The organism is Kitasatospora sp. MY 5-36, assembly GCF_001182915.1.
In the GTDB taxonomy this organism is placed as follows: Bacteria; Actinomycetota; Actinomycetes; order Streptomycetales; family Streptomycetaceae; genus Kitasatospora.
The window spans coordinates 1-19,903 of record NZ_LFVW01000036.1; the positions used below are offsets into that span (position 1 = coordinate 1).

Sequence of the window (19,903 nt, forward strand, 5' to 3'; positions counted from 1 at the left end):
CCGCGCGCACCCCCGAGCAGGCCGCCGCCCACTGGCAGGCGCTGCAGCAGGGCACCGACTCCGGCCGGGCCGCCGTGGCCCGGGCCGAGCGCGAGGAGGCCGCCGGCTCCGCACCCGGCCGGACCGCCCCCGGAAACAGCGACAGCACCACCGGTACGACCGGCACCACCGGCATGAGCGCCACCGGCGGCAGGACCGCCACCACCCCCGGCGACACCACCGCCGACCGCGACCCCGGTGACCCGAGCACCGGTCCGACCTCAGAAGGAGCCGAGCAGTGAGCAGCACGCCCAGCCCGACCGCCACCGACGAGATCTCGTGGGTGCTGACCCCGCTGCTGGAGCTCCCGGGGGTGCTGCACGCCGTCATCGCCACCGGGGACGGCCTGGTCGAGGGCGCCTCGGACGGCCTGGAGCGCGCCTCGGCCGAGCGGGTCGCCGCGATGACCGCCACCGTGCACGCCGCCGCCCGGGCCTTCACCGCCGCGTTCACCGACGTCGAGCGGCCCCGGCTGGCCCAGACCGTGGTGGAGTCCGACCTCGGCTACGCCGTCGTGGTGCCCGCCGGGGAGAACACCTCGCTCGCCGTCTTCACCTCGCCGGACGCCCAACTCGGCAACGTCGCCTACCAGATGCAGCTGCAGGTCGCCGCCCTCGGTCGCGCGCTCGCGAGCCCGACCCGGCGGCAGGACGACGACGTCCGGTCATGACCGCCGTCCCCCGCAGGCGGATGGTCCCCGCCTACCTGGCCACCGGCGGCCGCAGCCGCCCCGGCACCAAGGGCTTCGAGCGGCTGACCGTGCTGTTCGCCGACCGCGCGGACCCGCCGGAGGCGCTCGACCCCGAACACCGCCGGCTCTGGGAACTGCTGCGCCCCGGCGCGCTGACCGTGGTGGAGGCCGCCGCGCACCTGAGCCTGCCGGTCAGCGCCACCGTCTTCCTCGCGGCCGACCTGGTCGAGGCGGGCTGCCTGCACGCCCGCGCGCCGATCCCGCGCGCCCAGCAGACCGACCGCTCCATCGTCGAGAGGCTCCTCGTTGGACTCCGTGCGCTCCGGTGACCCGGCCGCCCGGCCGGAACCGGAAGACCAGAGCCGGGTGGGCTACCTGCCCGACCAGGACCAGACGCTGATGAAACTGGTGGTGGCCGGCCCGTTCGGGGTCGGCAAGACCACCCTCATCCGGACCCTCTCCGAGATCGCCACCCTGCACACCGAGGAGGCGATGACCGAGACCGGCCGCCCGGTGGACGACCTGGCGGGCGTACCCGGGAAGTCCACCACCACCGTCGCCGTCGACTTCGGCCGGCTCACCCTGCCCGGCAACGTGGTGCTCTACATGTTCGGCACCCCCGGCCAGCGCCGCTTCTTCCCGCTCTGGCAGGACATCGCCCGCGGCGCGGTGGGCGCCCTGGTGCTCGCCGACACCCGCCGGCTGGCCGACTCCTTCGAGATCATGGACATGGTCGAGGAGCAGGGCCTGCCGTACGCCGTCGCCGTCAACCGCTTCCCGGACGCGCCGGACCACCCGGTCGAGGTGCTGCGCACCCACCTGGACCTGCACGCCGCCACCCCGCTGCTGCTCTGCGACGCGCGCGAGCGCGACAGCAGCCTGGACGCGCTGATCGCGCTGGCCGAGCACGTCCTGGACGCCCTGCCCGCCGCCCCCGCCGACCCGGATCCCGTCGGCCCGGACCCCGTCACCTCGGACCCCGCCACCCCGGAGCAGCAGTGACCGTCGAGTCCCGCCCGACCCCGATCCACGGCCCGGTCTTCGCCGCCGACCCCCAGCTGGTCTACGAGCGGCTGCGGCGGCACGGCGCGGTCGCCCCGGTGGAGATCGCGCCCGGCGTCGAGGCCCTGCTGGTCACCGACTACCAGGCCGCGCTGGACCTGCTGCGCGACACCGACACCTTCTCCAAGGACTCCCGGGCCTGGCAGCGGACCGTCCCGCCGGACTCCCCGCTGCTGCCGGTGCTCGGCTACCGCCCGACCGCGCTGTTCAGCGACGGCGAGACCCACGCGCGCTACCGGGCGGTGATCACCGACGCCCTCGCGCTGTTCGAACCGCACCGGCTCCAGCGCCAGGTCGCCGAGACCGCGCACCGGCTGATCGACCGCTTCGCCGCCGTCGGGCACGCCGACCTGATCGCCGAGTACGCCCGCCGGCTGCCCGCCTTCGCGCTCACCACCTGGTTCGGCGTGCCGCAGGAGCAGCGCGAGGAGGTGGTGGACGCGATCACCGGGCTGATCGAGTCCACCGCCCGGGCCGGCGCCTCGTACGGGAAGCTCCTGGCGGTGGTCACCGCGATGGTCGCCGAGCGCCGCGAGCGCCCCCGGCACGACCTCACCTCGATGTACGTCACCCACCCCGTCGGGCTGGACGACGACGAGGTGATCCGGCAGATCACCCTGACCCTGATCGCCGGGCACGAGCCGACCACCAACCTGATCGGCAACGCCCTGCTGCGCCTGCTCACCGACGCCCGCTACGCCGGCTCCCTGTTCGGCGGCGCGATGACCGCCCACCAGGCGATCGACGAGGTGCTCTGGCACGAGCCGCCGATGGCCAACCTCTCGGCCCACTACCCGCGGTACGACATCACCTTCCACGGCCGCGAGATCAAGGCGGGCACGCTGGTGCTGGTCTCGTACGCGGCCGCCAACTCCCAGGCCGCGCCGCCCACCGACGGCGGCGGGCTGCGCAGCGGCGAGAGCGCCCACCTGGCCTGGGCGGCCGGCCCGCACGCCTGCCCGGCCCGGGACCCGGCCCTGCTGATCGCGATCACCGCCATCGAGCAGCTGGGCAGCCGCCTCAGCGACCTCGAACTGTCCACCCCCGCAGAGGACCTGCTCTGGCGCCCGGGCCCGTTCCACCGGGCCCTGACGCACCTCCCGGTCCGCTTCGCACCGGTCGAGGGGTAGGCCCGGACGGGCCCGGACGGCGCGGAGGCCCGGACACCGTACGTGTCCGGGCCTCCGCGCGCGGGTCCGGCCCTACTCGGCCGGCTTCAGCGTCAGCGAGACGCTGTTGATGCAGTACCGCTGGTCCGTCGGCGTGCCGTAGCCCTCGCCCTCGAAGACGTGCCCGAGGTGCCCGCCGCAGCGGGCGCAGCGCACCTCGACCCGGCGCATGCCGAGCGAGGTGTCCTCGATGTACTGGACCCGGTCCCCGGCCAGCGGCGCGTAGTAGGACGGCCAGCCGCAGTGGCTGTCGAACTTGGTCTCGGAGCTGAACAGTTCGGCCCCGCAGGCCCGGCAGCCGTAGACGCCGACGGTCTTGGAGTCGGTGTACTCACCGGTGAACGGCCGCTCGGTGCCCGCCTCGCGGAGCACGTGGTACTCCTCGGGGCTGAGCTGGGCGCGCCACTCGGCCTCGGTCTTCTCGATCTCGTAGCTCATCACGGGCTCCCGGTCGCGGTGGACGTCGGACGGACGTACGTCAGACGTTGGAAGCAACGTTCGCGAGGTGCCGCAGGATTTCCGGGCCGAGGTTGGTGACGTCCCCGGCGCCCATGGTGAGCAGCAGGTCGCCCGGGCGGGCGAGGCCGGCCAGCAGGGCGGGGGCGGCGGCGAAGGAGTGCTCCGCGGTGACCTCGGCGCCGGCCCGGCGGGCCGCGTCGATGATCAGCTCGCTGGTCACGCCGGGGATCGGGTCCTCGCGGGCCGGGTAGATGTCCAGCACCACCGAGGCGTCGGCCAGCGCCAGCGCCTGGCCCATCTCCTCGGAGAGCTGCTGGGTGCGGCTGAACAGGTGCGGCTGGAAGCCCACCAGCACCCGGCCCCCGCCGGTCAGGCCCTCGCGGATGGCCTCCAGGTCGGCGGTCATCTCGGTGGGGTGGTGGGCGTAGGAGTCGATCACCTGGACCCCGCCGGCCTCGCCCTTGAGCTGGAGCCGGCGGCGCACGCCGGTGTAGGCGCCGAGCGCCTTGGCCAGGTCGGCGGCCGGGACGCCCAGCGCGACGCCGGCGGCCAGCGCGGACACCGCGTTGTGGGCGTAGTGGCGGCCGGGCACCGAGACGGTGAAGCTCAGCTCGGTGCCGTCCAGCAGGACGGTGACCTCGCTGGTCATGCCGTGGGCGACCACCGAGAGCACCCGCAGGTCGGCGTCCTCGGCGGAGCCGACCGTCACCACGTTCAGGCCCTCGCGGCCGGCCACCCGGGAGGTGAGCTCGCGGGCGCCGTCGTGGTCGGCCGAGACCACCAGGGTGCCGCCGGGGACGATCCGGCCGACGAAGGTCTCGAAGGACTCGTAGATCTCCTCGATCGACGCGTAGTTGGCGTGGTGGTCCAGCTCCACGTTGAGCACGATCGCCACCTCGGGCGCGTACTTGTGGAAGCTGCGGTCGCTCTCGTCCGCCTCGGCGACGAAGATCTCGCCGGTGCCGTGGTGGGCGTTGGAGCCGGGCGCGTCGAGGTCGCCGCCGATCGCGTAGGACGGGTCCAGGCCCAGCTCGCCGAGGGCGACGGCGAGCATGCTGGTGGTGGTGGTCTTGCCGTGGGTGCCGGCCACCGCCAGCGCCCGGCGCCCGCCCATCAGCGCCGCCAGCGCGTCGGAGCGGTGCACCACCGGGATGCCGCGCTCGTGGGCGGCCACCAGCTCCGGGTTGTCGGCCCGGATCGCGCTGGAGACGACCACGCTGCTGGTGCCGTCCGGCACGTGCTCGGCGGCGTGGCCGACGTGCACGGTGGCGCCGAGGGCGCGCAGCGCGAGGACGGTCTCGGACTCCTTGGAGTCGCTGCCCGAGACGCTGGCCCCGCGCACGGCGAGGATCTTCGCCAGGCCGGACATCCCGGCGCCGCCGATGCCGATGAAGTGCGGGGCGTGCAGGTCGTGCGCGGCGTCGTTCAAGGCGTGGCTCCGTAGGGGCGGGGGCAGACAGGGCGGGCGGACGGGTCGGGAAGACGGAATCGTCCTCGCGGGCGGACCGCAAGGACGATTCTGCACCACCGGCGTGCCGGGCCGGTCGGGTCAGGAGTCGCTGGCGAAGAGCCTGAGCACGGGGACGCCCACCTTGTGCCGGGCCTGGGAGGCCCAGTCGCGGTGGAAGAACTCCTCCACGAAGTGCGGTGAGGTGAGCACCACGACCTCGTCCGCCCGCTGCTCCCCGACGACCGCGCGCAGCCGCTCCAGCGGCTTCTCCCCGACCAGCTCGCCGACCGCCTCGGCCCCGGCCGAGCGCAGGTGGCGCAGGCTGTGCTCCAGCGACTCGCCGGCCACGGTCGGACCGCTCTCGGACTCGTCGTGCTCGTGCACCACCTTGTCGAGGTGGCCGAGGGCGACGTCGTCGAGCGCCCGCAGCAGTTCGTCCTGCCGGCCGCGCGGCTGCATCAGGACGACGAAGGACACCTTCTCCTCGCCGTGGAGCGTGGTGACGAGCTCCACGTCCGCGTCGGAGAGAGCCTTTTCGATCATCAGTACCGTCTTGAACACGTGAGTCCCTTCCAGTGGCCGGCCCCCGGGCCCCGGCATCCCATAACGGGATCACGATCAGGGGGTCACGGGGTTGTCCGAACCGGGGTGACGCAGGTAGCGGGTGAAGAGGAATCCTTTCTGCTCGATCAATGAGACCAGCCGCATCCGCTGCACGTCCGGCATTCGGGCATCGTGCAGGATGCGCGGCGCGTCGCCGCCGGTGAGCAGCGGAGCCAGCGACAGGCACAGCTCGTCCAGCAGGCCGGCCGCCGCCAGCTGCCCCAGCAGGCGCGGGCCGCCCTCGGTCAGCAGCCTGGTCCAGCCCCGTTCGGCCAGGGCCGCCACGCCCGCCCGCAGGTCCACCGAACCGGTGCCGGCGAGCACCAGGTCGGCCACCCCGGCGACCGCCCGGCGGCGCTCCGCGGGGGCGTCCTCGGTGGTGACGACCACCGTCCTGACCAGCGGCTCGGTGAACAGCGGCGCGGTCAGGTCCAGCTTCAGCGAGCGGCTCACCACGGCGATCGCCGGGGCGGGCGCCTGCCCCGCCGCCGCCCGGGCCGCCGCGAACTCCTTGCGGGCCCGGGCCGGCCGGTAGCCCTCGGCGCGGACCGTCTCCGCGCCCACCACTACCACGTCCGACAGCGCCCGCAGCACCCCGAAGATCCGCTTGTCGGCATCGCCGGAGAGGCCCTCGGACAGCCCGTCCAGCTTGGCCCCGCCGTCCAGGCCGGACACCATGTTGGCGCGCAGCCAGGGGCGCCCCTGATTCACCTGTTCGGGGTACGCGTAGACGGCGGCGAGCGATTCCAGTGCGGCCGGATCGGCGAGCCGCCCGCCCAGCGGGCTGATCAACTGTTGCATGTCCCCAGTCTTCCACCGCGGGCCGTGGGCCGTTCGGGGCCGCGGGCCGACCGGCTCGGGGCCGCGGGTCGTTCGGACGGCGTACGGGGCAGGCGTACCCTCTACTGATGTGCCCGCAGCCTCCCACTCCGCAACCGCGACCGAGCCGATAGCAGCCGCACACGCCTCCGGCTCCCCGATCGCGCTCACCGACCGCCGACCCGTCGTGCCCGCCGAGCGGCTGGTCGCCGAGATGGTCCCGCCGCCCCGGTTCGCCGACGTGAGCTTCGGGACGTACATTCCGGACCCGACCCAGCCGAGCCAGTACGAGGCCGTCCAGGTCCTGGAGCAGTTCGCGGCGACCCTCGGCGGAGGAAACGGTTCCGCGCCCAAGCGCAGCTGGTTCCGCCGCTCCGCCCCCGCACCCGCCGGCCCGGCCGGGGTCTACCTCGACGGCGGCTACGGCGTCGGCAAGACCCACCTGCTCGCCTCGCTCTGGCACGCCGCCCCCGGCCCCAAGGCCTTCGGCACCTTCGTCGAGCTGACCAACCTGGTCGGCGCGCTCGGCTTCCAGCAGGCCGTGCGGACCCTCTCCGGGCACACGCTGCTCTGCATCGACGAGTTCGAGCTCGACGACCCGGGCGACACCGTGCTGGTCTCCACCCTGCTCGGCCGACTGGTCGACAACGGCGTGAAGCTGTGCGCCACCTCGAACACCCTGCCGGAGAAGCTCGGCGAGGGCCGCTTCGCCGCCGCCGACTTCCTGCGCGAGATCCAGGGCCTGTCCGCGCACTTCCGCCCGATGCGGATCGACGGCCAGGACTACCGCCACCGCGGCCTGCCGGACGCCCCGCCGCCGTACACCGACGAGGCCGTCACGGCCGCCGCGGCCCGCACCCCCGGCGCCTCGCTGGACGACTTCGACGCCCTGCTCGCCCACCTCTCCGCCGTCCACCCCAGCCGCTACGGCGCGCTGCTGGACGACGTCGCCGCGGTCTGCCTGCGCGGCGTCCGCCAGATCGACGACCAGTCCACCGCGCTGCGCCTGGTCGTGCTGGCCGACCGGATGTACGACCGCGAGCTGCCGATCACCGCCTCCGGCCTCCCCTTCGACCAGGTCTTCCCCGAGGAGATGCTGCGCGGCGGCTACCGCAAGAAGTACCTGCGCGCCATCTCCCGCCTGGTCGCCCTCGCCCGGGACAGTGCCAAGGCCTGACCCGTGACCCTCCCCCTCGCCCGGCAGTTGTTCCCACTGCCGAGCGAGGGGGAGAGGCATGACCGGTGACGAGTCCAGGGCGGGCTACGGGATCGAGATCGAGCCCGAGGTGCGGGTGTGGCTCCAGAACTGCCCGACCGTCGAGTACCGGGCGGCCGAACGCGCCGCCGACCGCCTCGCCGAGGACGGCGAGGCGCTGTCGTTCCCGTTGGCGAGCCACCTGGGCGGCCCGCTGCGCGAGTTGCGGATCGGGTCCATGCGCATCACGTACTGGCTCGCGCCGGGGCGGAGGGCTGTGCTGCTGACGGTCTTCCGCAAGACTGGGAACCGCGAGACCGATCAGGTCGAACGGGCGCGCCGCGCGCAGAAGGTCTGCGAGGCGGAGCACGGGCCCGCCGCCGATCACGAGATCTACGACCGGGAGGAGCAGCGATGAGCAGCGGCTACCACACCCGTTGGACCGTGCCGGCGGAGCACCGGGAGAGCGAGGAGTACCGCGCGGCCGGGCGGCGGATGGCGCTGGCCGAGGCCGTGTACGCCCGACGCTCCGCGCTCGGGTGGACACCCGCCGAGCTCGCCGAGCGGGCCGGGCTGGACGAGGAGACCGTCGAGGGCATCGAGGAGAGCGGGGTCGATCCGACCCTTCCGCTGATCGAGCGACTCGCCGCCGCCTTCGACTCCGTCGTGCGGATCGACCCCGCCCGGGAGCCGGCCATGAGCTTCGAGGCCCACGCGGCCTGATCGAACCGGCCTCGCTTGTCGGTGGTGGGTCGTACCGTTGAGTGGTGCGTCCCATCACGAGTATTGAGCGGTCCGTGGCGCCTTTCGAGGTCGTCAGCCCCTTCCAGCCGAACGGTGACCAGCCGGCGGCGATCGCCGAGCTGGAACGGCGGATCAGGGGAGGGGAGAAGGACGTCGTGCTGCTCGGTGCCACCGGCACCGGCAAGTCGGCCACCACGGCCTGGATGATCGAGAAGCTGCAGCGGCCCACCCTGGTGATGGCGCCGAACAAGACGCTGGCCGCGCAGCTGGCGAACGAGTTCCGCGAGCTGCTGCCGAACAACGCGGTCGAGTACTTCGTCTCGTACTACGACTACTACCAGCCCGAGGCGTACGTCCCGCAGACGGACACCTACATCGAGAAGGACTCCTCGATCAACGAGGAGGTCGAGCGGCTGCGCCACTCGGCGACCAACTCGCTGCTCACCCGCCGGGACGTGGTGGTGGTGGCCTCGGTCTCCTGCATCTACGGCCTCGGCACCCCGCAGGAGTACGTGGACCGGATGGTGCGGCTCAAGGTCGGCGAGGAGATCGACCGGGACGAGCTGCTGCGCCGCTTCGTCGACATCCAGTACGCCCGCAACGACGTGGCCTTCACCCGCGGCACCTTCCGGGTCCGCGGCGACACCATCGAGATCTTCCCGGTCTACGAGGAGCTCGCCGTCCGGATCGAGATGTTCGGCGACGAGATCGAGGCGCTGTACACCCTGCACCCGCTCACCGGCGAGATCATCAGCCAGGACGACTCGGTCCACGTCTTCCCCGCCTCGCACTACGTGGCCGGCCCCGAGCGGATGGAGCGCGCGGTCAACGGCATCGAGGCGGAGCTGGCGCTGACGCTCGCGAAGCTGGAGAAGCAGGGCAAGCTGCTGGAGGCCCAGCGGCTGCGGATGCGCACCACCTACGACATCGAGATGCTGCGCCAGATCGGCACCTGCTCGGGCGTCGAGAACTACTCGATGCACTTCGACGGCCGCGAGCCCGGCTCCCCGCCGAACACCCTGCTCGACTACTTCCCGGAGGACTTCCTCCTGGTCATCGACGAGTCGCACGTCACCGTCCCGCAGATCGGCGCGATGTACGAGGGCGACGCCTCGCGCAAGCGCACCCTGGTCGAGCACGGCTTCCGGCTGCCGTCCGCGATGGACAACCGCCCGCTGAAGTGGGAGGAGTTCCTGGAGCGGACGGACCAGACGGTCTACCTGTCGGCGACGCCCGGCCCGTACGAGCTGTCGCGCGGGGACGGCCAGGTCGAGCAGATCATCCGCCCGACCGGCCTGATCGACCCCGAGGTGATCGTCAAGCCGACCGAGGGCCAGATCGACGACCTGGTGCACGAGGTCCGCAAGCGGGTCGAGCGGGACGAGCGCGTCCTGGTCACCACGCTGACCAAGAAGATGGCCGAGGACCTCACCGACTACATGCTCGGCCTGGACATCCGGGTCCGGTACCTGCACAGCGACGTGGACACCCTGCGCCGGGTGGAGCTGCTGCGCGAGCTGCGGGCGGGCCGGTACGACGTGCTGGTCGGCATCAACCTGCTGCGCGAGGGCCTGGACCTGCCCGAGGTGTCGCTGGTGGCGATCCTGGACGCCGACAAGGAGGGCTTCCTGCGCTCCGGCACCTCGCTGATCCAGACGATCGGCCGCGCGGCCCGCAACGTCTCCGGCCAGGTCCACATGTACGCGGACAAGATCACCCCCGCGATGGAGAAGGCCATCGACGAGACCAACCGCCGCCGGGCCGTGCAGCAGGCCTACAACAAGGAGCACGGGATCGACCCGCAGCCGCTGCGCAAGAAGATCGGCGACATCCTGGACACCCTCGCCCGCGAGGACGTGGACACCGACGAGCTGCTCTCCACCGGCTACCGGAACCAGGGCAAGGGCAAGGCCCCGGTCCCGGCGCTGGGGGCGGAGCGCAAGCCGGCCAAGTCCCTGCCGGCCGCCGAACTGGCGGACCTGATCCAGGAGATGACCGACCGGATGCACACGGCCGCCGCCGACCTCCAGTTCGAGGTCGCGGCCCGGCTGCGCGACGAGGTCAAGGAGCTGAAGCGGGAACTGCGGCAGATGCGCGAGGCCGGAGTGGCGTAGCCGCACCCGCGGGGGCGCACCCGCGGGGCGCACCCGTACCGCGCCGGGCCTGGCCGGAATGACACCGGTCAAGTCCGCGGGTGTCTCAGCCTTGCCACAAACGGGCAGACCCGGGGGAGCCCGGGGTGCCGCAGGCCCTAGGCTGGCCTGCGGCATCGTGCCCTCGGGACGGGGTTTGCGGGCCGTACGCAGAGGGGGCCTCAGCCGGGGGACGGCGACGGGGTGTTCCACCGTGGAGCCGCTCGGCTGTGACCGCGCGGCCGGCAGAGAGGACAACGTCGTGTCGGTGAACCTGGCCAAGGGGCAGCGGGTCAGCCTCCAGAAGGGGCAGGGCGGCGCCCTGACCGTGGTCCGGATGGGCCTCGGCTGGCAGGCCGCCCCCAAGCGCGGGCTGTTCGGCAGCCGCACCCGGAAGATCGACCTGGACGCCTCGGCGCTGCTGTACGCCGAGCGGACCCCGTCCGACGTGGTGTTCTTCTCGCACCTGGAGAGCAACGACGGCTCCGTGCGGCACACCGGCGACAACCTGGAGGGCGGCTCCGGGGCCGAGGACGACGAGGCGATCCTGGTCGACCTGGTGCACGTGCCCGTGAACATCACCCAGGTGGTGTTCACGGTGAGCTCGTACACCGGGCAGACCTTCGCCGAGGTGCAGCGGGCGCACTGCCGGCTGGTGGACGAGGCCACCGGGCTGGAGCTGGCCCGCTACGAGCTGGCGGGCGGCGGGCCGCACACCGGGCAGATCATGGCCAAGGTGGTCCGGGACGGCGACGGCGGCTGGGAGATGCAGGCGATCGGCGCGCCGGCGAAGGGGCGCACCTTCCAGGACCTGCTGCCGGCGATCGAGCCGTTCCTGTAGCCGGCCGCGTAGCCGATCCAGTAGCCCGCTCCGCGCGGTTCTTTACCTTCTTTACCTTCCCTTGGGATTGCTGTTACTCTCGTTGGCAGCGGAGGGGAGTATTCCTCGACAGCCGACCCCGTCATCACGGGTGCCCGTCGTGGCACCCCGGGGCGCTGGCCCGACGGGCGGAAGAGACCTCCGGCAGTGACGATGACTGTCTCGCCTACCTGCCGGAGGAGCAGTAGTGGACGTTTCCGTAACCATGTGGGTTTCCACGATCCTGGTGCTGATCGCACTGGTCGTGGCGGACTTCTTCATCGGAGGGCGCAAGCCGCACGAGGTCTCGATCAAGGAGGCCGGGATCTGGACGGCCGTCTGGGTCGCCCTGGCGGTGCTCTTCGGCGGCTTCCTCTGGTGGCACTCCGGTGGGGAGCCGGCGGGCGAGTTCTTCGCCGGCTACATCACCGAGAAGTCGCTCAGTGTCGACAACCTCTTCGTGTTCATCCTGATCATGGGCAAGTTCGCGGTGCCCAGGATCTACCAGCAGCGCGTGCTGATGTTCGGTGTGATCATCGCGCTGGTGCTCCGGGCGGTGTTCATCGCCGGCGGGGCCGCGCTGGTCGCCGAGTTCTCCTGGGTGTTCTTCATCTTCGGCGCCTTCCTGATCTGGACGGCCTGGAAGCTGATCAAGGAGGCCCGCGCCGAGGACGAGGGCGACGAGGAGTTCGAGGAGAACCGCGTCCTCAAGTCGATCACCCGCCGCTTCCCGGCCACCGAGGACTACCGCGGCACCAAGCTGTTCGTCCGGGAGAACGGCCGCCGGCTGATCACCCCGATGCTGGTCGTCATGCTGGCGATCGGCACCACCGACGTGCTGTTCGCGCTGGACTCGATCCCGGCGATCTTCGGCCTGACCCAGGACCCGTACATCGTCTTCACCGCCAACGCCTTCGCCCTGATGGGGCTGCGCCAGCTGTACTTCCTGATCGGCGGCCTGCTGAAGAAGCTGGTCCACCTGTCGTACGGCCTGTCGGTGATCCTCGGCTTCATCGGCGTGAAGCTGGTGCTGCACGCCGCGCACGAGGCGGGCGCGACCTGGGCCCCGGAGATCGGCATCCCGTTCTCGCTGGGCTTCATCGTGGTCGTCCTGGCGGTCACCACCTTCACCAGCCTGCGGGCCGCGAAGAAGGCCGAGTCCGCCGAGCACGAGAAGCTCGATGCCTGACGCCTGACGCCTGACGTTCGTGCGCCGCACGGCGCCGGGCACCGCCGAGGCCCCCGCGACCGGAGACGGTCACGGGGGCCTCGGCCGTGCGGCGGGGGAGGGCTACCAGCCGCGCTCGCGCCACTCGTCGAGGTGCGGGCGCTCGGCGCCGACGGTGGTGTCGGAGCCGTGGCCGGGGTAGACCCAGGCCTCGTCGGGGAGGGCGTCGAAGATCTTCTCGGTGACGTCCCGGTAGAGGGTCCGGAAGGCCTCCGGGTCGCCCCAGGTGTTGCCGACGCCGCCCGGGAAGAGGCAGTCGCCGGTGAAGACGTGCTGGTGGCCCTGCGGGTCGTCGTAGACGAGCACGATGGCGCCCGGGGTGTGGCCGACCAGGTGCCGGACGGTGAGCTCCACCTCGCCGACCCGCAGCGTGTCGCCGTCCGCGAGCAGCAGCTCGGTGGGGACGTCGATGCCCTCGGCGTCGTGCTCGCCGGCGGCCGTCCGGGCACCGGTGGTGGCGACCACCTCGGCCAGCGCGCCCCAGTGGTCGTGGTGGCGGTGGGTGGTGACCACCGTTTCGAGGTCGTCCCCGACGGTCTCCAGCAGCACCGGCGCGTCGGCGGCCGCGTCGATCAGGAGCTGTTCGTCGGTGGCCCGGCAGCGCAGCAGGTAGGCGTTGTTGTCGTACGGGCCGACGGCCACCTTGGTGATGATCAGGTGGGCCAGTTCCCGCACGTCCGGCGGTCCGCCGACCTTGACCGCTCCGTGGTACGTCATCCGTCTGCTCCTCGTCGTGTGGATCTCCCTGGCATCATCCTCGCGCCGTCAGCCCATGGGGGGAAGCGGGGGCAGGGCGGTGTCGGGGGTGCGGTGCAGGGCGTCGCCGGCGGAGCGGCCGGAGAGCCAGGCGGTGAGGGCGCGGACGGGGCCCCGGACGGTGAGGGCGGGCTCGCCGGTGCCGATGACGGCGCGGTCGTCGGTGTCGTCGGCGACCAGCTCGACGGCGGGCAGGCCGGCCTCCCCGGCCAGGCCGGCGGCGAGCTTGCGGAACTGGGCGACGGCGAAGTCCTCCGGCCAGTCCGCCGGGGTGTGGCCGGCGGCCAGGTCGACGTGGTGGTACTCCAGCTCCAGCAGGCGCTTGTGCGGGATCTGGTGGGCCGGGAAGACGTAGCCGAAGCGGTGCTTGACGGGCGCCGCCCAGGCGTCGTCGGTCATCAGCGCGGCGGCGGCCAGGAAGCGTTCGTGGGACGCGCGCAGGTCGGCGAGGTGGGCGTCGAGCGGGCGGGGCGCGTCGCGCTCGATGTCCTGGTCGCGGGCCTCGTGGCTGGCGTACTGCGGGACGTCGGTGCCGGTGCGGGCGCCGGTCAGCAGGTTGACCAGGGAGTCGGCGTTGCGGGCGAGGTGGGCCAGCACGTGGCCCTTCGTCCAGCCGGGGAGGGCGGAGGGCTCGGCGACGGCGTCGGGCTTCAGCCCGGCGACGGTGCGCAGCAGGCGCCCGGTGCTCTCCTCGACCTGGCCGAGCCAGGAGTCGGCGGCGGACCTCGGGTCGGTCATCGAATCTGCCTTCCGTGCGGAACGGGGCGTTGCCCGGAGCGGGCTTCGCTCGTTGACCAGGTGACGCTACCGCCGAATCCGGGCCCTGAGCAGGGGGTTTTCGGGTACGCGCACCGTGCGGGTACGGACGGCCCGGGGGGTGGCCTCACTCGTTCGGGTGGTCCCGGCTGGACAAGGTCGATATTCGAACGTCTGAGCTATAGGCTGGCTGCCGCATCCTGGAAGAAGCAGCACATCCCAACGCAAGCCCTCTCGCCCCGGAGAAAGGCGCCAGAAGCAGTGGCCGACCGCCTCATCGTCCGCGGTGCTCGCGAGCACAACCTCAAGAACGTCTCGCTCGACCTGCCCCGCGACTCCCTCATCGTCTTCACGGGCCTCTCCGGCTCCGGCAAGTCCTCGCTCGCCTTCGACACGATCTTCGCCGAGGGCCAGCGCCGCTACGTCGAGTCGCTGTCCTCCTACGCCCGTCAGTTCCTCGGGCAGATGGACAAGCCCGACGTGGACTTCATCGAGGGCCTCTCCCCGGCCGTCTCGATCGACCAGAAGTCCACCAACCGCAACCCCCGTTCGACCGTCGGCACCATCACCGAGGTCTACGACTACCTGCGCCTGCTGTTCGCCCGGATCGGCAAGCCGCACTGTCCGCACTGCGGCCGCCCGATCGCCAAGCAGTCGCCGCAGGCGATCGTGGACAAGGTGCTGGAGCTCGCCGAGGGCACCCGGTTCCAGGTGCTCAGCCCGGTGGTGCGCGAGCGCAAGGGCGAGTTCGTCGACCTCTTCGCCGACCTCCAGTCCAAGGGCTACTCCCGCGCCCGGGTCGACGGCGGGACGATCCAGCTCGCCGAGCCGCCGAAGCTCAAGAAGCAGGAGAAGCACACCATCGAGGTGGTCATCGACCGCCTGACCGTGAAGGACAGCGCCAAGCGGCGGCTCACCGACTCGGTGGAGACGGCCCTGCGGCTGTCCGGCGGCATGGTCGTGCTCGACTTCGTCGACCTCCCCGAGGACGACCCGGAGCGCGAGCGGATGTACTCCGAGCACCTCTACTGCCCGTACGACGACGTGTCGTTCGAGGAGCTGGAGCCGCGCTCGTTCTCCTTCAACTCGCCGTTCGGCGCCTGCCCGGACTGCTCGGGCCTGGGCAACCGGATGGAGGTCGACCCGGAGCTGGTCGTGCCCGACGTCGAGCGCTCGCTGGACGAGGGCGCGATCCACCCGTGGTCGGCCGGGCACGCCAAGGAGTACTTCCAGCGCCTGATCGACGCGCTGGCCGGGGAGCTCGGCTTCCGCACCGACATCCCCTGGGCCGGGCTGCCCGCCCGCGCGAAGAAGGCGCTGCTGTACGGGCACAAGCACCAGGTGGAGGTCCGCTACCGCAACCGCTTCGGCCGCGAGCGCTCGTACAGCACCGGTTTCGAGGGCGCGATCCCGTTCATCCAGCGCCGGCACACCGAGGCGGAGAGCGACAGCAGCCGCGAGCGCTTCGAGGGCTACATGCGCGAGGTGCCCTGCCCGACGTGCCAGGGCACCCGGCTCAAGCCGGTGGTCCTCGCGGTCACCGTCGAGGGCAGGTCGATCGCCGACGTCTCCTCGATGTCGATCAGCGACTGCTCCGAGTTCCTCGGCGCGATGCGGCTCAACGCCCGGGACAAGCAGATCGCCGAGCGGGTCCTCAAGGAGGTCAACGAGCGGCTGCGCTTCCTGGTCGACGTCGGCCTGGACTACCTCTCGCTCGACCGCGCGGCCGGCACCCTGTCCGGCGGCGAGGCCCAGCGCATCCGGCTGGCCACCCAGATCGGCTCCGGCCTGGTCGGCGTGCTGTACGTGCTGGACGAGCCGTCCATCGGCCTGCACCAGCGGGACAACCACCGGCTGATCGAGACGCTGGTGCGGCTGCGCGACATCGGCAACACCCTGATCGTCGTCGAGCACGACGAGGACACCATCAAGACGGCGGACTGGGTGGTCGACATCGGCCCGGGCGCCGGCGAGCACGGCGGCAAGGTGGTGCACTCCGGTTCGCTGAAGCAGCTGCTCACCAACAAGGAGTCGCTGACCGGCCAGTACCTCTCCGGCAAGCGGTCCATCCCGATCCCGGCCACCCGCCGCGAGCGGGACAAGAAGCGCCAGCTGACGGTCCACGGCGCCCGCGAGCACAACCTCAAGGACGTCACGGTCGGCTTCCCGCTCGGCACCTTCACCGCGATCACCGGCGTCTCCGGCTCCGGCAAGTCGACGCTGGTCAACGACATCCTGTACACCCACCTCGCCCGGGAGCTGAACGGCGCCCGCAGCGTGCCCGGCCGGCACACCCGGATCACCGGCACCGACCAGGTGGACAAGGTGGTGCACGTCGACCAGTCGCCGATCGGCCGCACCCCGCGCTCCAACCCGGCCACCTACACCGGGGTGTTCGACCACGTCCGCCGGCTCTTCGCGGAGACGCAGGAGGCCAAGGTCCGCGGCTACCTGCCCGGCCGGTTCTCCTTCAACGTCAAGGGCGGCCGCTGCGAGAACTGCTCGGGCGACGGCACCATCAAGATCGAGATGAACTTCCTGCCGGACGTCTACGTGCCGTGCGAGGTCTGCCACGGCGCCCGGTACAACCGGGAGACGCTGGAGGTCCACTACAAGGGCAAGTCCATCGCCGAGGTGCTGGACATGCCGATCGAGGAGGCGCTGGGCTTCTTCGAGGCCGTCCCGGCGATCGCCCGGCACCTGCGGACGCTCAACGACGTCGGCCTCGGCTACGTCCGGCTCGGCCAGTCGGCGCCGACCCTCTCCGGCGGCGAGGCGCAGCGCGTCAAGCTCGCCTCGGAGCTCCAGAAGCGCTCCACCGGGCGGACGGTCTACGTGCTGGACGAGCCCACCACCGGCCTGCACTTCGAGGACATCAGCAAGCTGATCAAGGTGCTCAGCGGGCTGGTGGAGAAGGGCAACACGGTGATCGTCATCGAGCACAACCTCGATGTGATCAAGACCGCCGACTGGATCGTCGACATGGGCCCCGAGGGCGGCTCCGGCGGCGGCACCGTGGTCGCCGAGGGCACCCCGGAGCAGATCGCCGCCGTCCCGGAGAGCCACACCGGCAAGTTCCTGCGGGACATCCTGCCGGCCGGTTTCGCGGACGCCCCGGCCGCCGCCCCGGCGAAGAAGGCGCCGCGCAAGCGCGCGGCCGCCGCGAAGAAGTAGCCCCGTCCGCCCACCCCGCCGCACCCGGGGACTCCCGGGAGCGGCGGGGTGGGCGCGACATAGACTTCCGTGGTCCCCGCAACAGCCGTACCCGTAGGAGCGCACCGATGTCCGAGGCCCCCGAGACCAGCCCCACCGCCTCCCGCCGCACCGTGCTCTGCGGGGCCGCGGCCGTCCTGGCGGCCGGCGGCACCGTGGCGGTCACCGGGTGCAGCTCCTCGTCCTCCGGCGGCAGCGCCCCCAAGGGCCCGGTCGACCTCGGCCCGGCCTCGGCCGTGCCGGAGGGCGGCGGCAAGGTCTTCCGCGAGCAGAAGATCGTGGTGACCCAGCCCACCGCCGGCCAGTACAAGGCGTTCAACGCCCGGTGCACCCACGCCGGCTGCCTCGTGGACCAGGTCAAGAACAACCAGATCCAGTGCCCCTGCCACGGCAGCCGGTTCGCCGTCACCGACGGCGCCGTGCAGGACGGACCGGCCTCCTCCCCGCTGCCCGCCTACACCGTCACGGTCGAGGCCGGCAACCTCAAGGTGACCCCGAGCTGACCGAGTTGAGCGCCTCCCGACCGCCACGGTCCCCCCTGACGATCTCCGCCCCGCGGCCCCGGCCCCACTCGGTACGGTGGACCCATGGCTGACCCGAGCACCTACCGCCCGGCGCCCGGTGCGATCCCGACCTCCCCCGGCGTCTACAAGTTCCGCGACGCCCACGGCCGGGTCATCTACGTCGGCAAGGCCAAGAGCCTGCGGCCGCGCCTGTCGTCCTACTTCCAGGACCTGGCCGGCCTGCACCCGCGCACCGCGACCATGGTCACCACCGCCGCCTCGGTGGAGTGGACGGTGGTCGCCACCGAGGTCGAGGCGCTCCAGCTGGAGTACTCCTGGATCAAGGAGTACGACCCGCGGTTCAACGTCAAGTACCGCGACGACAAGAGCTATCCGGAACTCGCCGTCACCCTGAACGAGGAGTACCCGCGGGTCCAGGTGATGCGCGGGGCGCACAAGAAGGGCGTGCGCTACTTCGGCCCGTACGGGCACGCCTGGGCGATCCGCGAGACGGTCGACCTGCTGCTGCGCGTCTTCCCCGTCCGCACCTGCTCCAACGGCGTCTTCAAGCGCGCCCGCCAGGTCGGCCGGCCCTGCCTGCTCGGCTACATCGGCAAGTGCGCCGCGCCCTGCGTCGGCAAGGTCTCGGCGGACGAACACCGCGCGCTGGCCGAGGACTTCTGCGACTTCATGGCCGGGCGCACCGGCAACTACCTGCGCCGGCTGGAAGACGAGATGCAGGAGGCCGCCGCCGAGCTGGAGTACGAGAAGGCGGCCCGGCTGCGGGACGACATCGGCGCCCTCAAGCGTGCGATGGAGAAGAACGCCATCGTGCTCGCGGACGCCACCGACGCCGACCTGCTGGCCCTGGCCGAGGACGAACTCGAGGCCGCCGTGCAGATCTTCCACGTCCGCGGCGGCCGGGTGCGCGGCCAGCGCGGCTGGGTCACCGACAAGGTCGAGGACGTCGACACCGCCGGCCTGGTCGAGCACGCCCTCCAGCAGCTCTACGGCGGCGGCGAGTCCGTCCCGCGCGAGGTGCTCGTCCCCGCCCTGCCGGAGCCGGCGGAGCCGGTCCGCGAGTGGCTCGGCGGCCTGCGCGGCAGCCAGGTCGACCTGCGCGTGCCCCAGCGCGGGGACAAGAAGGACCTGATGGCCACCGTGCAGCGCAACGCCCAGCAGGCGCTGGCGCTGCACAAGACCAAGCGCGCCTCCGACCTCACCACCCGCAGCCGCGCCCTCCAGGAGATCGCCGACGCGCTGGAGCTGGACTCCGTCCCGCTGCGCATCGAGTGCTACGACATCTCCCACCTCCAGGGCGAGGACGTGGTCGCCTCGATGGTCGTCTTCGAGGACGGCCTGGCCCGCAAGAGCGAGTACCGGCGCTTCCAGATCAGGGGCTTCGAGGGCCAGGACGACGTCCGCTCGATGCACGAGGTGATCAGTCGCCGCTTCCGCCGCTACCTCCAGGAGCGCGAGCAGACCGGCGAGTGGGCCGTCCCCGAGGAGGACGACCCCGACACCGGCGCCGGCGGCACCCGGGACGAGGAGGGCCGCCCCAAGCGCTTCGCCTACCCGCCCCAGCTGCTGGTCGTCGACGGCGGCCAGCCGCAGGTCGCCGCCGCCAGGCGCGCCCTGGACGAACTCGGCATCGACGACGTCGCGCTGTGCGGCCTGGCCAAGCGCCTGGAGGAGGTCTGGCTGCCCGGCGAGGACGACCCGGTGGTGCTGCCCCGCTCCAGCGAGGGCCTCTACCTGCTCCAGCGGGTCCGCGACGAGGCGCACCGCTTCGCGATCAGCTATCAGCGCAACAAGCGTTCCAAGCGACTCACCGCCGGGGAACTGGACTCCGTCCCGGGCCTCGGCGAGACTCGCCGCCGGGCGCTGCTCAAGCACTTCGGTTCGCTGAAGAAGCTCCGGGCCGCCACCGTGGACGAGCTCTGCGAGGTACCCGGCATCGGACGCCGCACCGCGCAGACTGTTGCGGAGGCGTTGTCGTCCCGTACACCCGCCGCACCCGCGGTCAACACCGCGACCGGCGAGATCATCGAGGACGGGGCCGAGCAGGCCGCCGGGCCGGTGGCCGCAGCACCCCAGACCGCACCATCCCAGGAGACGCCATGACGGCCGACGCCGCCCGTCAGCCGGTGTGCCCCGGCCCCGCCCGCCTGCCCGGGCCGGGGAAGGGCGGCCGAGCCGTACGCGTACTCCCCAGCAGAAAGACC

At 72.1% G+C, this 19,903-nt stretch carries 19 protein-coding genes and 1 pseudogene; 14 read left to right on the forward strand and 6 right to left on the reverse strand.

What is annotated here, in order from left to right; all coding sequences use genetic code 11:
- The 5 genes and pseudogenes from AE652_RS03395 to AE652_RS03415 all read left to right on the forward strand — a co-directional run.
- Positions 1 to 281, forward strand: a pseudogene (locus AE652_RS03395) (hypothetical protein); the annotation flags it as partial.
- Positions 278 to 709: a roadblock/LC7 domain-containing protein gene (locus tag AE652_RS03400; protein WP_049649591.1), complete on the forward strand. Its 432-nt coding sequence runs from the start codon at positions 278 to 280 to the stop codon at positions 707 to 709. The pseudogene AE652_RS03395 and the gene AE652_RS03400, both read left to right, overlap by 4 nt.
- On the forward strand, positions 706 to 1,059 hold the full coding sequence (locus AE652_RS03405; RefSeq protein ID WP_049649592.1) for a DUF742 domain-containing protein: 354 nt from the start codon (positions 706 to 708) through the stop codon (positions 1,057 to 1,059). The genes AE652_RS03400 and AE652_RS03405 overlap by 4 nt, the downstream gene beginning before the upstream one ends.
- A 70-nt stretch (positions 1,060 to 1,129) precedes the next feature.
- Positions 1,130 to 1,732: an ATP/GTP-binding protein gene (locus AE652_RS03410; protein WP_082345192.1), complete on the forward strand. Its 603-nt coding sequence runs from the start codon at positions 1,130 to 1,132 to the stop codon at positions 1,730 to 1,732.
- A complete protein-coding gene (locus AE652_RS03415) occupies positions 1,729 to 2,922 on the forward strand; it encodes a cytochrome P450 (RefSeq protein WP_049649594.1) in 1,194 nt (397 codons plus the stop codon). Before AE652_RS03410 ends, AE652_RS03415 begins: the two co-directional genes overlap by 4 nt.
- 72 nt (positions 2,923 to 2,994) lie before the next feature.
- On the opposite strand, the gene msrB is transcribed toward AE652_RS03415, so the two are convergent.
- The 4 genes from msrB to AE652_RS03435 form a co-directional block, all read right to left on the reverse strand.
- Positions 2,995 to 3,399 carry a peptide-methionine (R)-S-oxide reductase MsrB gene (msrB, locus tag AE652_RS03420; RefSeq protein WP_049649595.1) on the reverse strand — a complete coding sequence of 135 codons (405 nt, stop codon included), beginning with the start codon at positions 3,397 to 3,399 and terminating at the stop codon, positions 2,995 to 2,997.
- 40 nt (positions 3,400 to 3,439) lie between these two features.
- On the reverse strand, positions 3,440 to 4,849 hold the full coding sequence (murC, locus tag AE652_RS03425) for a UDP-N-acetylmuramate--L-alanine ligase (RefSeq protein ID WP_049649596.1): 1,410 nt from the start codon (positions 4,847 to 4,849) through the stop codon (positions 3,440 to 3,442).
- 120 nt (positions 4,850 to 4,969) lie between these two features.
- The gene (locus AE652_RS03430; protein ID WP_107086353.1) at positions 4,970 to 5,431 is read right to left on the reverse strand and encodes an indole-3-glycerol phosphate synthase; all 462 of its coding nucleotides are present in this window, start codon (positions 5,429 to 5,431) and stop codon (positions 4,970 to 4,972) included.
- A gap of 57 nt (positions 5,432 to 5,488) precedes the next feature.
- Positions 5,489 to 6,274, reverse strand: coding sequence for a pyrimidine reductase family protein (locus AE652_RS03435; protein WP_049649598.1), 786 nt, complete (start codon positions 6,272 to 6,274; stop codon positions 5,489 to 5,491).
- Between the two features lie 148 nt (positions 6,275 to 6,422).
- On the opposite strand from AE652_RS03435, the gene zapE reads away from it, so the two are divergent.
- The 6 genes from zapE (at position 6,423) to AE652_RS03465 (ending at position 12,411) form a co-directional block, all read left to right on the forward strand.
- On the forward strand, positions 6,423 to 7,469 hold the full coding sequence (gene zapE / locus AE652_RS03440; protein WP_234348208.1) for a cell division protein ZapE: 1,047 nt from the start codon (positions 6,423 to 6,425) through the stop codon (positions 7,467 to 7,469).
- A gap of 58 nt (positions 7,470 to 7,527) precedes the next feature.
- On the forward strand, positions 7,528 to 7,905 hold the full coding sequence (locus AE652_RS03445) for a type II toxin-antitoxin system RelE/ParE family toxin (protein WP_049649600.1): 378 nt from the start codon (positions 7,528 to 7,530) through the stop codon (positions 7,903 to 7,905).
- Positions 7,902 to 8,210 (forward strand): helix-turn-helix domain-containing protein, encoded by a 309-nt coding sequence (locus tag AE652_RS03450; RefSeq protein WP_049649601.1) that lies wholly within the window; start codon positions 7,902 to 7,904, stop codon positions 8,208 to 8,210. Before AE652_RS03445 ends, AE652_RS03450 begins: the two co-directional genes overlap by 4 nt.
- Positions 8,211 to 8,254: 44 nt before the next feature.
- Positions 8,255 to 10,345, forward strand: coding sequence for an excinuclease ABC subunit UvrB (gene uvrB, locus AE652_RS03455; RefSeq protein ID WP_049649602.1), 2,091 nt, complete (start codon positions 8,255 to 8,257; stop codon positions 10,343 to 10,345).
- 280 nt (positions 10,346 to 10,625) lie between these two features.
- Positions 10,626 to 11,204: a TerD family protein gene (locus AE652_RS03460; RefSeq protein ID WP_049649603.1), complete on the forward strand. Its 579-nt coding sequence runs from the start codon at positions 10,626 to 10,628 to the stop codon at positions 11,202 to 11,204.
- A gap of 226 nt (positions 11,205 to 11,430) precedes the next feature.
- Positions 11,431 to 12,411: a TerC family protein gene (locus tag AE652_RS03465; RefSeq protein ID WP_049649604.1), complete on the forward strand. Its 981-nt coding sequence runs from the start codon at positions 11,431 to 11,433 to the stop codon at positions 12,409 to 12,411.
- A gap of 102 nt (positions 12,412 to 12,513) precedes the next feature.
- Here the strand turns inward: AE652_RS03465 and AE652_RS03470 are convergent, their stop codons facing one another.
- On the reverse strand, positions 12,514 to 13,167 hold the full coding sequence (locus AE652_RS03470; protein ID WP_049649605.1) for an MBL fold metallo-hydrolase: 654 nt from the start codon (positions 13,165 to 13,167) through the stop codon (positions 12,514 to 12,516).
- A gap of 48 nt (positions 13,168 to 13,215) precedes the next feature.
- Positions 13,216 to 13,944 carry a maleylpyruvate isomerase family mycothiol-dependent enzyme gene (locus AE652_RS03475; protein ID WP_049649606.1) on the reverse strand — a complete coding sequence of 243 codons (729 nt, stop codon included), beginning with the start codon at positions 13,942 to 13,944 and terminating at the stop codon, positions 13,216 to 13,218.
- 279 nt (positions 13,945 to 14,223) lie between these two features.
- On the opposite strand from AE652_RS03475, the gene uvrA reads away from it, so the two are divergent.
- The 3 genes from uvrA (at position 14,224) to uvrC (ending at position 19,802) form a co-directional block, all read left to right on the forward strand.
- Positions 14,224 to 17,136 (forward strand): excinuclease ABC subunit UvrA, encoded by a 2,913-nt coding sequence (gene uvrA, locus AE652_RS03480; protein WP_049649607.1) that lies wholly within the window; start codon positions 14,224 to 14,226, stop codon positions 17,134 to 17,136.
- A 107-nt stretch (positions 17,137 to 17,243) separates the two neighbouring features.
- On the forward strand, positions 17,244 to 17,678 hold the full coding sequence (locus AE652_RS03485) for a Rieske (2Fe-2S) protein (RefSeq protein WP_049649608.1): 435 nt from the start codon (positions 17,244 to 17,246) through the stop codon (positions 17,676 to 17,678).
- Positions 17,679 to 17,762: 84 nt separating this feature from the next.
- The gene (gene uvrC / locus AE652_RS03490) at positions 17,763 to 19,802 is read left to right on the forward strand and encodes an excinuclease ABC subunit UvrC (protein ID WP_049649609.1); all 2,040 of its coding nucleotides are present in this window, start codon (positions 17,763 to 17,765) and stop codon (positions 19,800 to 19,802) included.
- Positions 19,803 to 19,903 lie beyond the last annotated feature (101 nt).

Bases quoted from the DNA above. Each gene is read 5' to 3' on its own strand.
- AE652_RS03405 (WP_049649592.1), top strand. From the start codon at position 706: ATGACCGCCGTCCCCCGCAGGCGGATGGTCCCCGCCTACCTGGCCACC.
- AE652_RS03410 (WP_082345192.1), top strand. From the start codon at position 1,130: ATGAAACTGGTGGTGGCCGGCCCGTTCGGGGTCGGCAAGACCACCCTC.
- msrB (WP_049649595.1), bottom strand. From the start codon at position 3,399: ATGAGCTACGAGATCGAGAAGACCGAGGCCGAGTGGCGCGCCCAGCTC.
- AE652_RS03435 (WP_049649598.1), bottom strand. From the start codon at position 6,274: ATGCAACAGTTGATCAGCCCGCTGGGCGGGCGGCTCGCCGATCCGGCC.
- AE652_RS03445 (WP_049649600.1), top strand. From the start codon at position 7,528: ATGACCGGTGACGAGTCCAGGGCGGGCTACGGGATCGAGATCGAGCCC.
- AE652_RS03450 (WP_049649601.1), top strand. From the start codon at position 7,902: ATGAGCAGCGGCTACCACACCCGTTGGACCGTGCCGGCGGAGCACCGG.
- AE652_RS03470 (WP_049649605.1), bottom strand. From the start codon at position 13,167: ATGACGTACCACGGAGCGGTCAAGGTCGGCGGACCGCCGGACGTGCGG.
- AE652_RS03475 (WP_049649606.1), bottom strand. From the start codon at position 13,944: ATGACCGACCCGAGGTCCGCCGCCGACTCCTGGCTCGGCCAGGTCGAG.
- AE652_RS03485 (WP_049649608.1), top strand. From the start codon at position 17,244: ATGTCCGAGGCCCCCGAGACCAGCCCCACCGCCTCCCGCCGCACCGTG.
- uvrC (WP_049649609.1), top strand. From the start codon at position 17,763: ATGGCTGACCCGAGCACCTACCGCCCGGCGCCCGGTGCGATCCCGACC.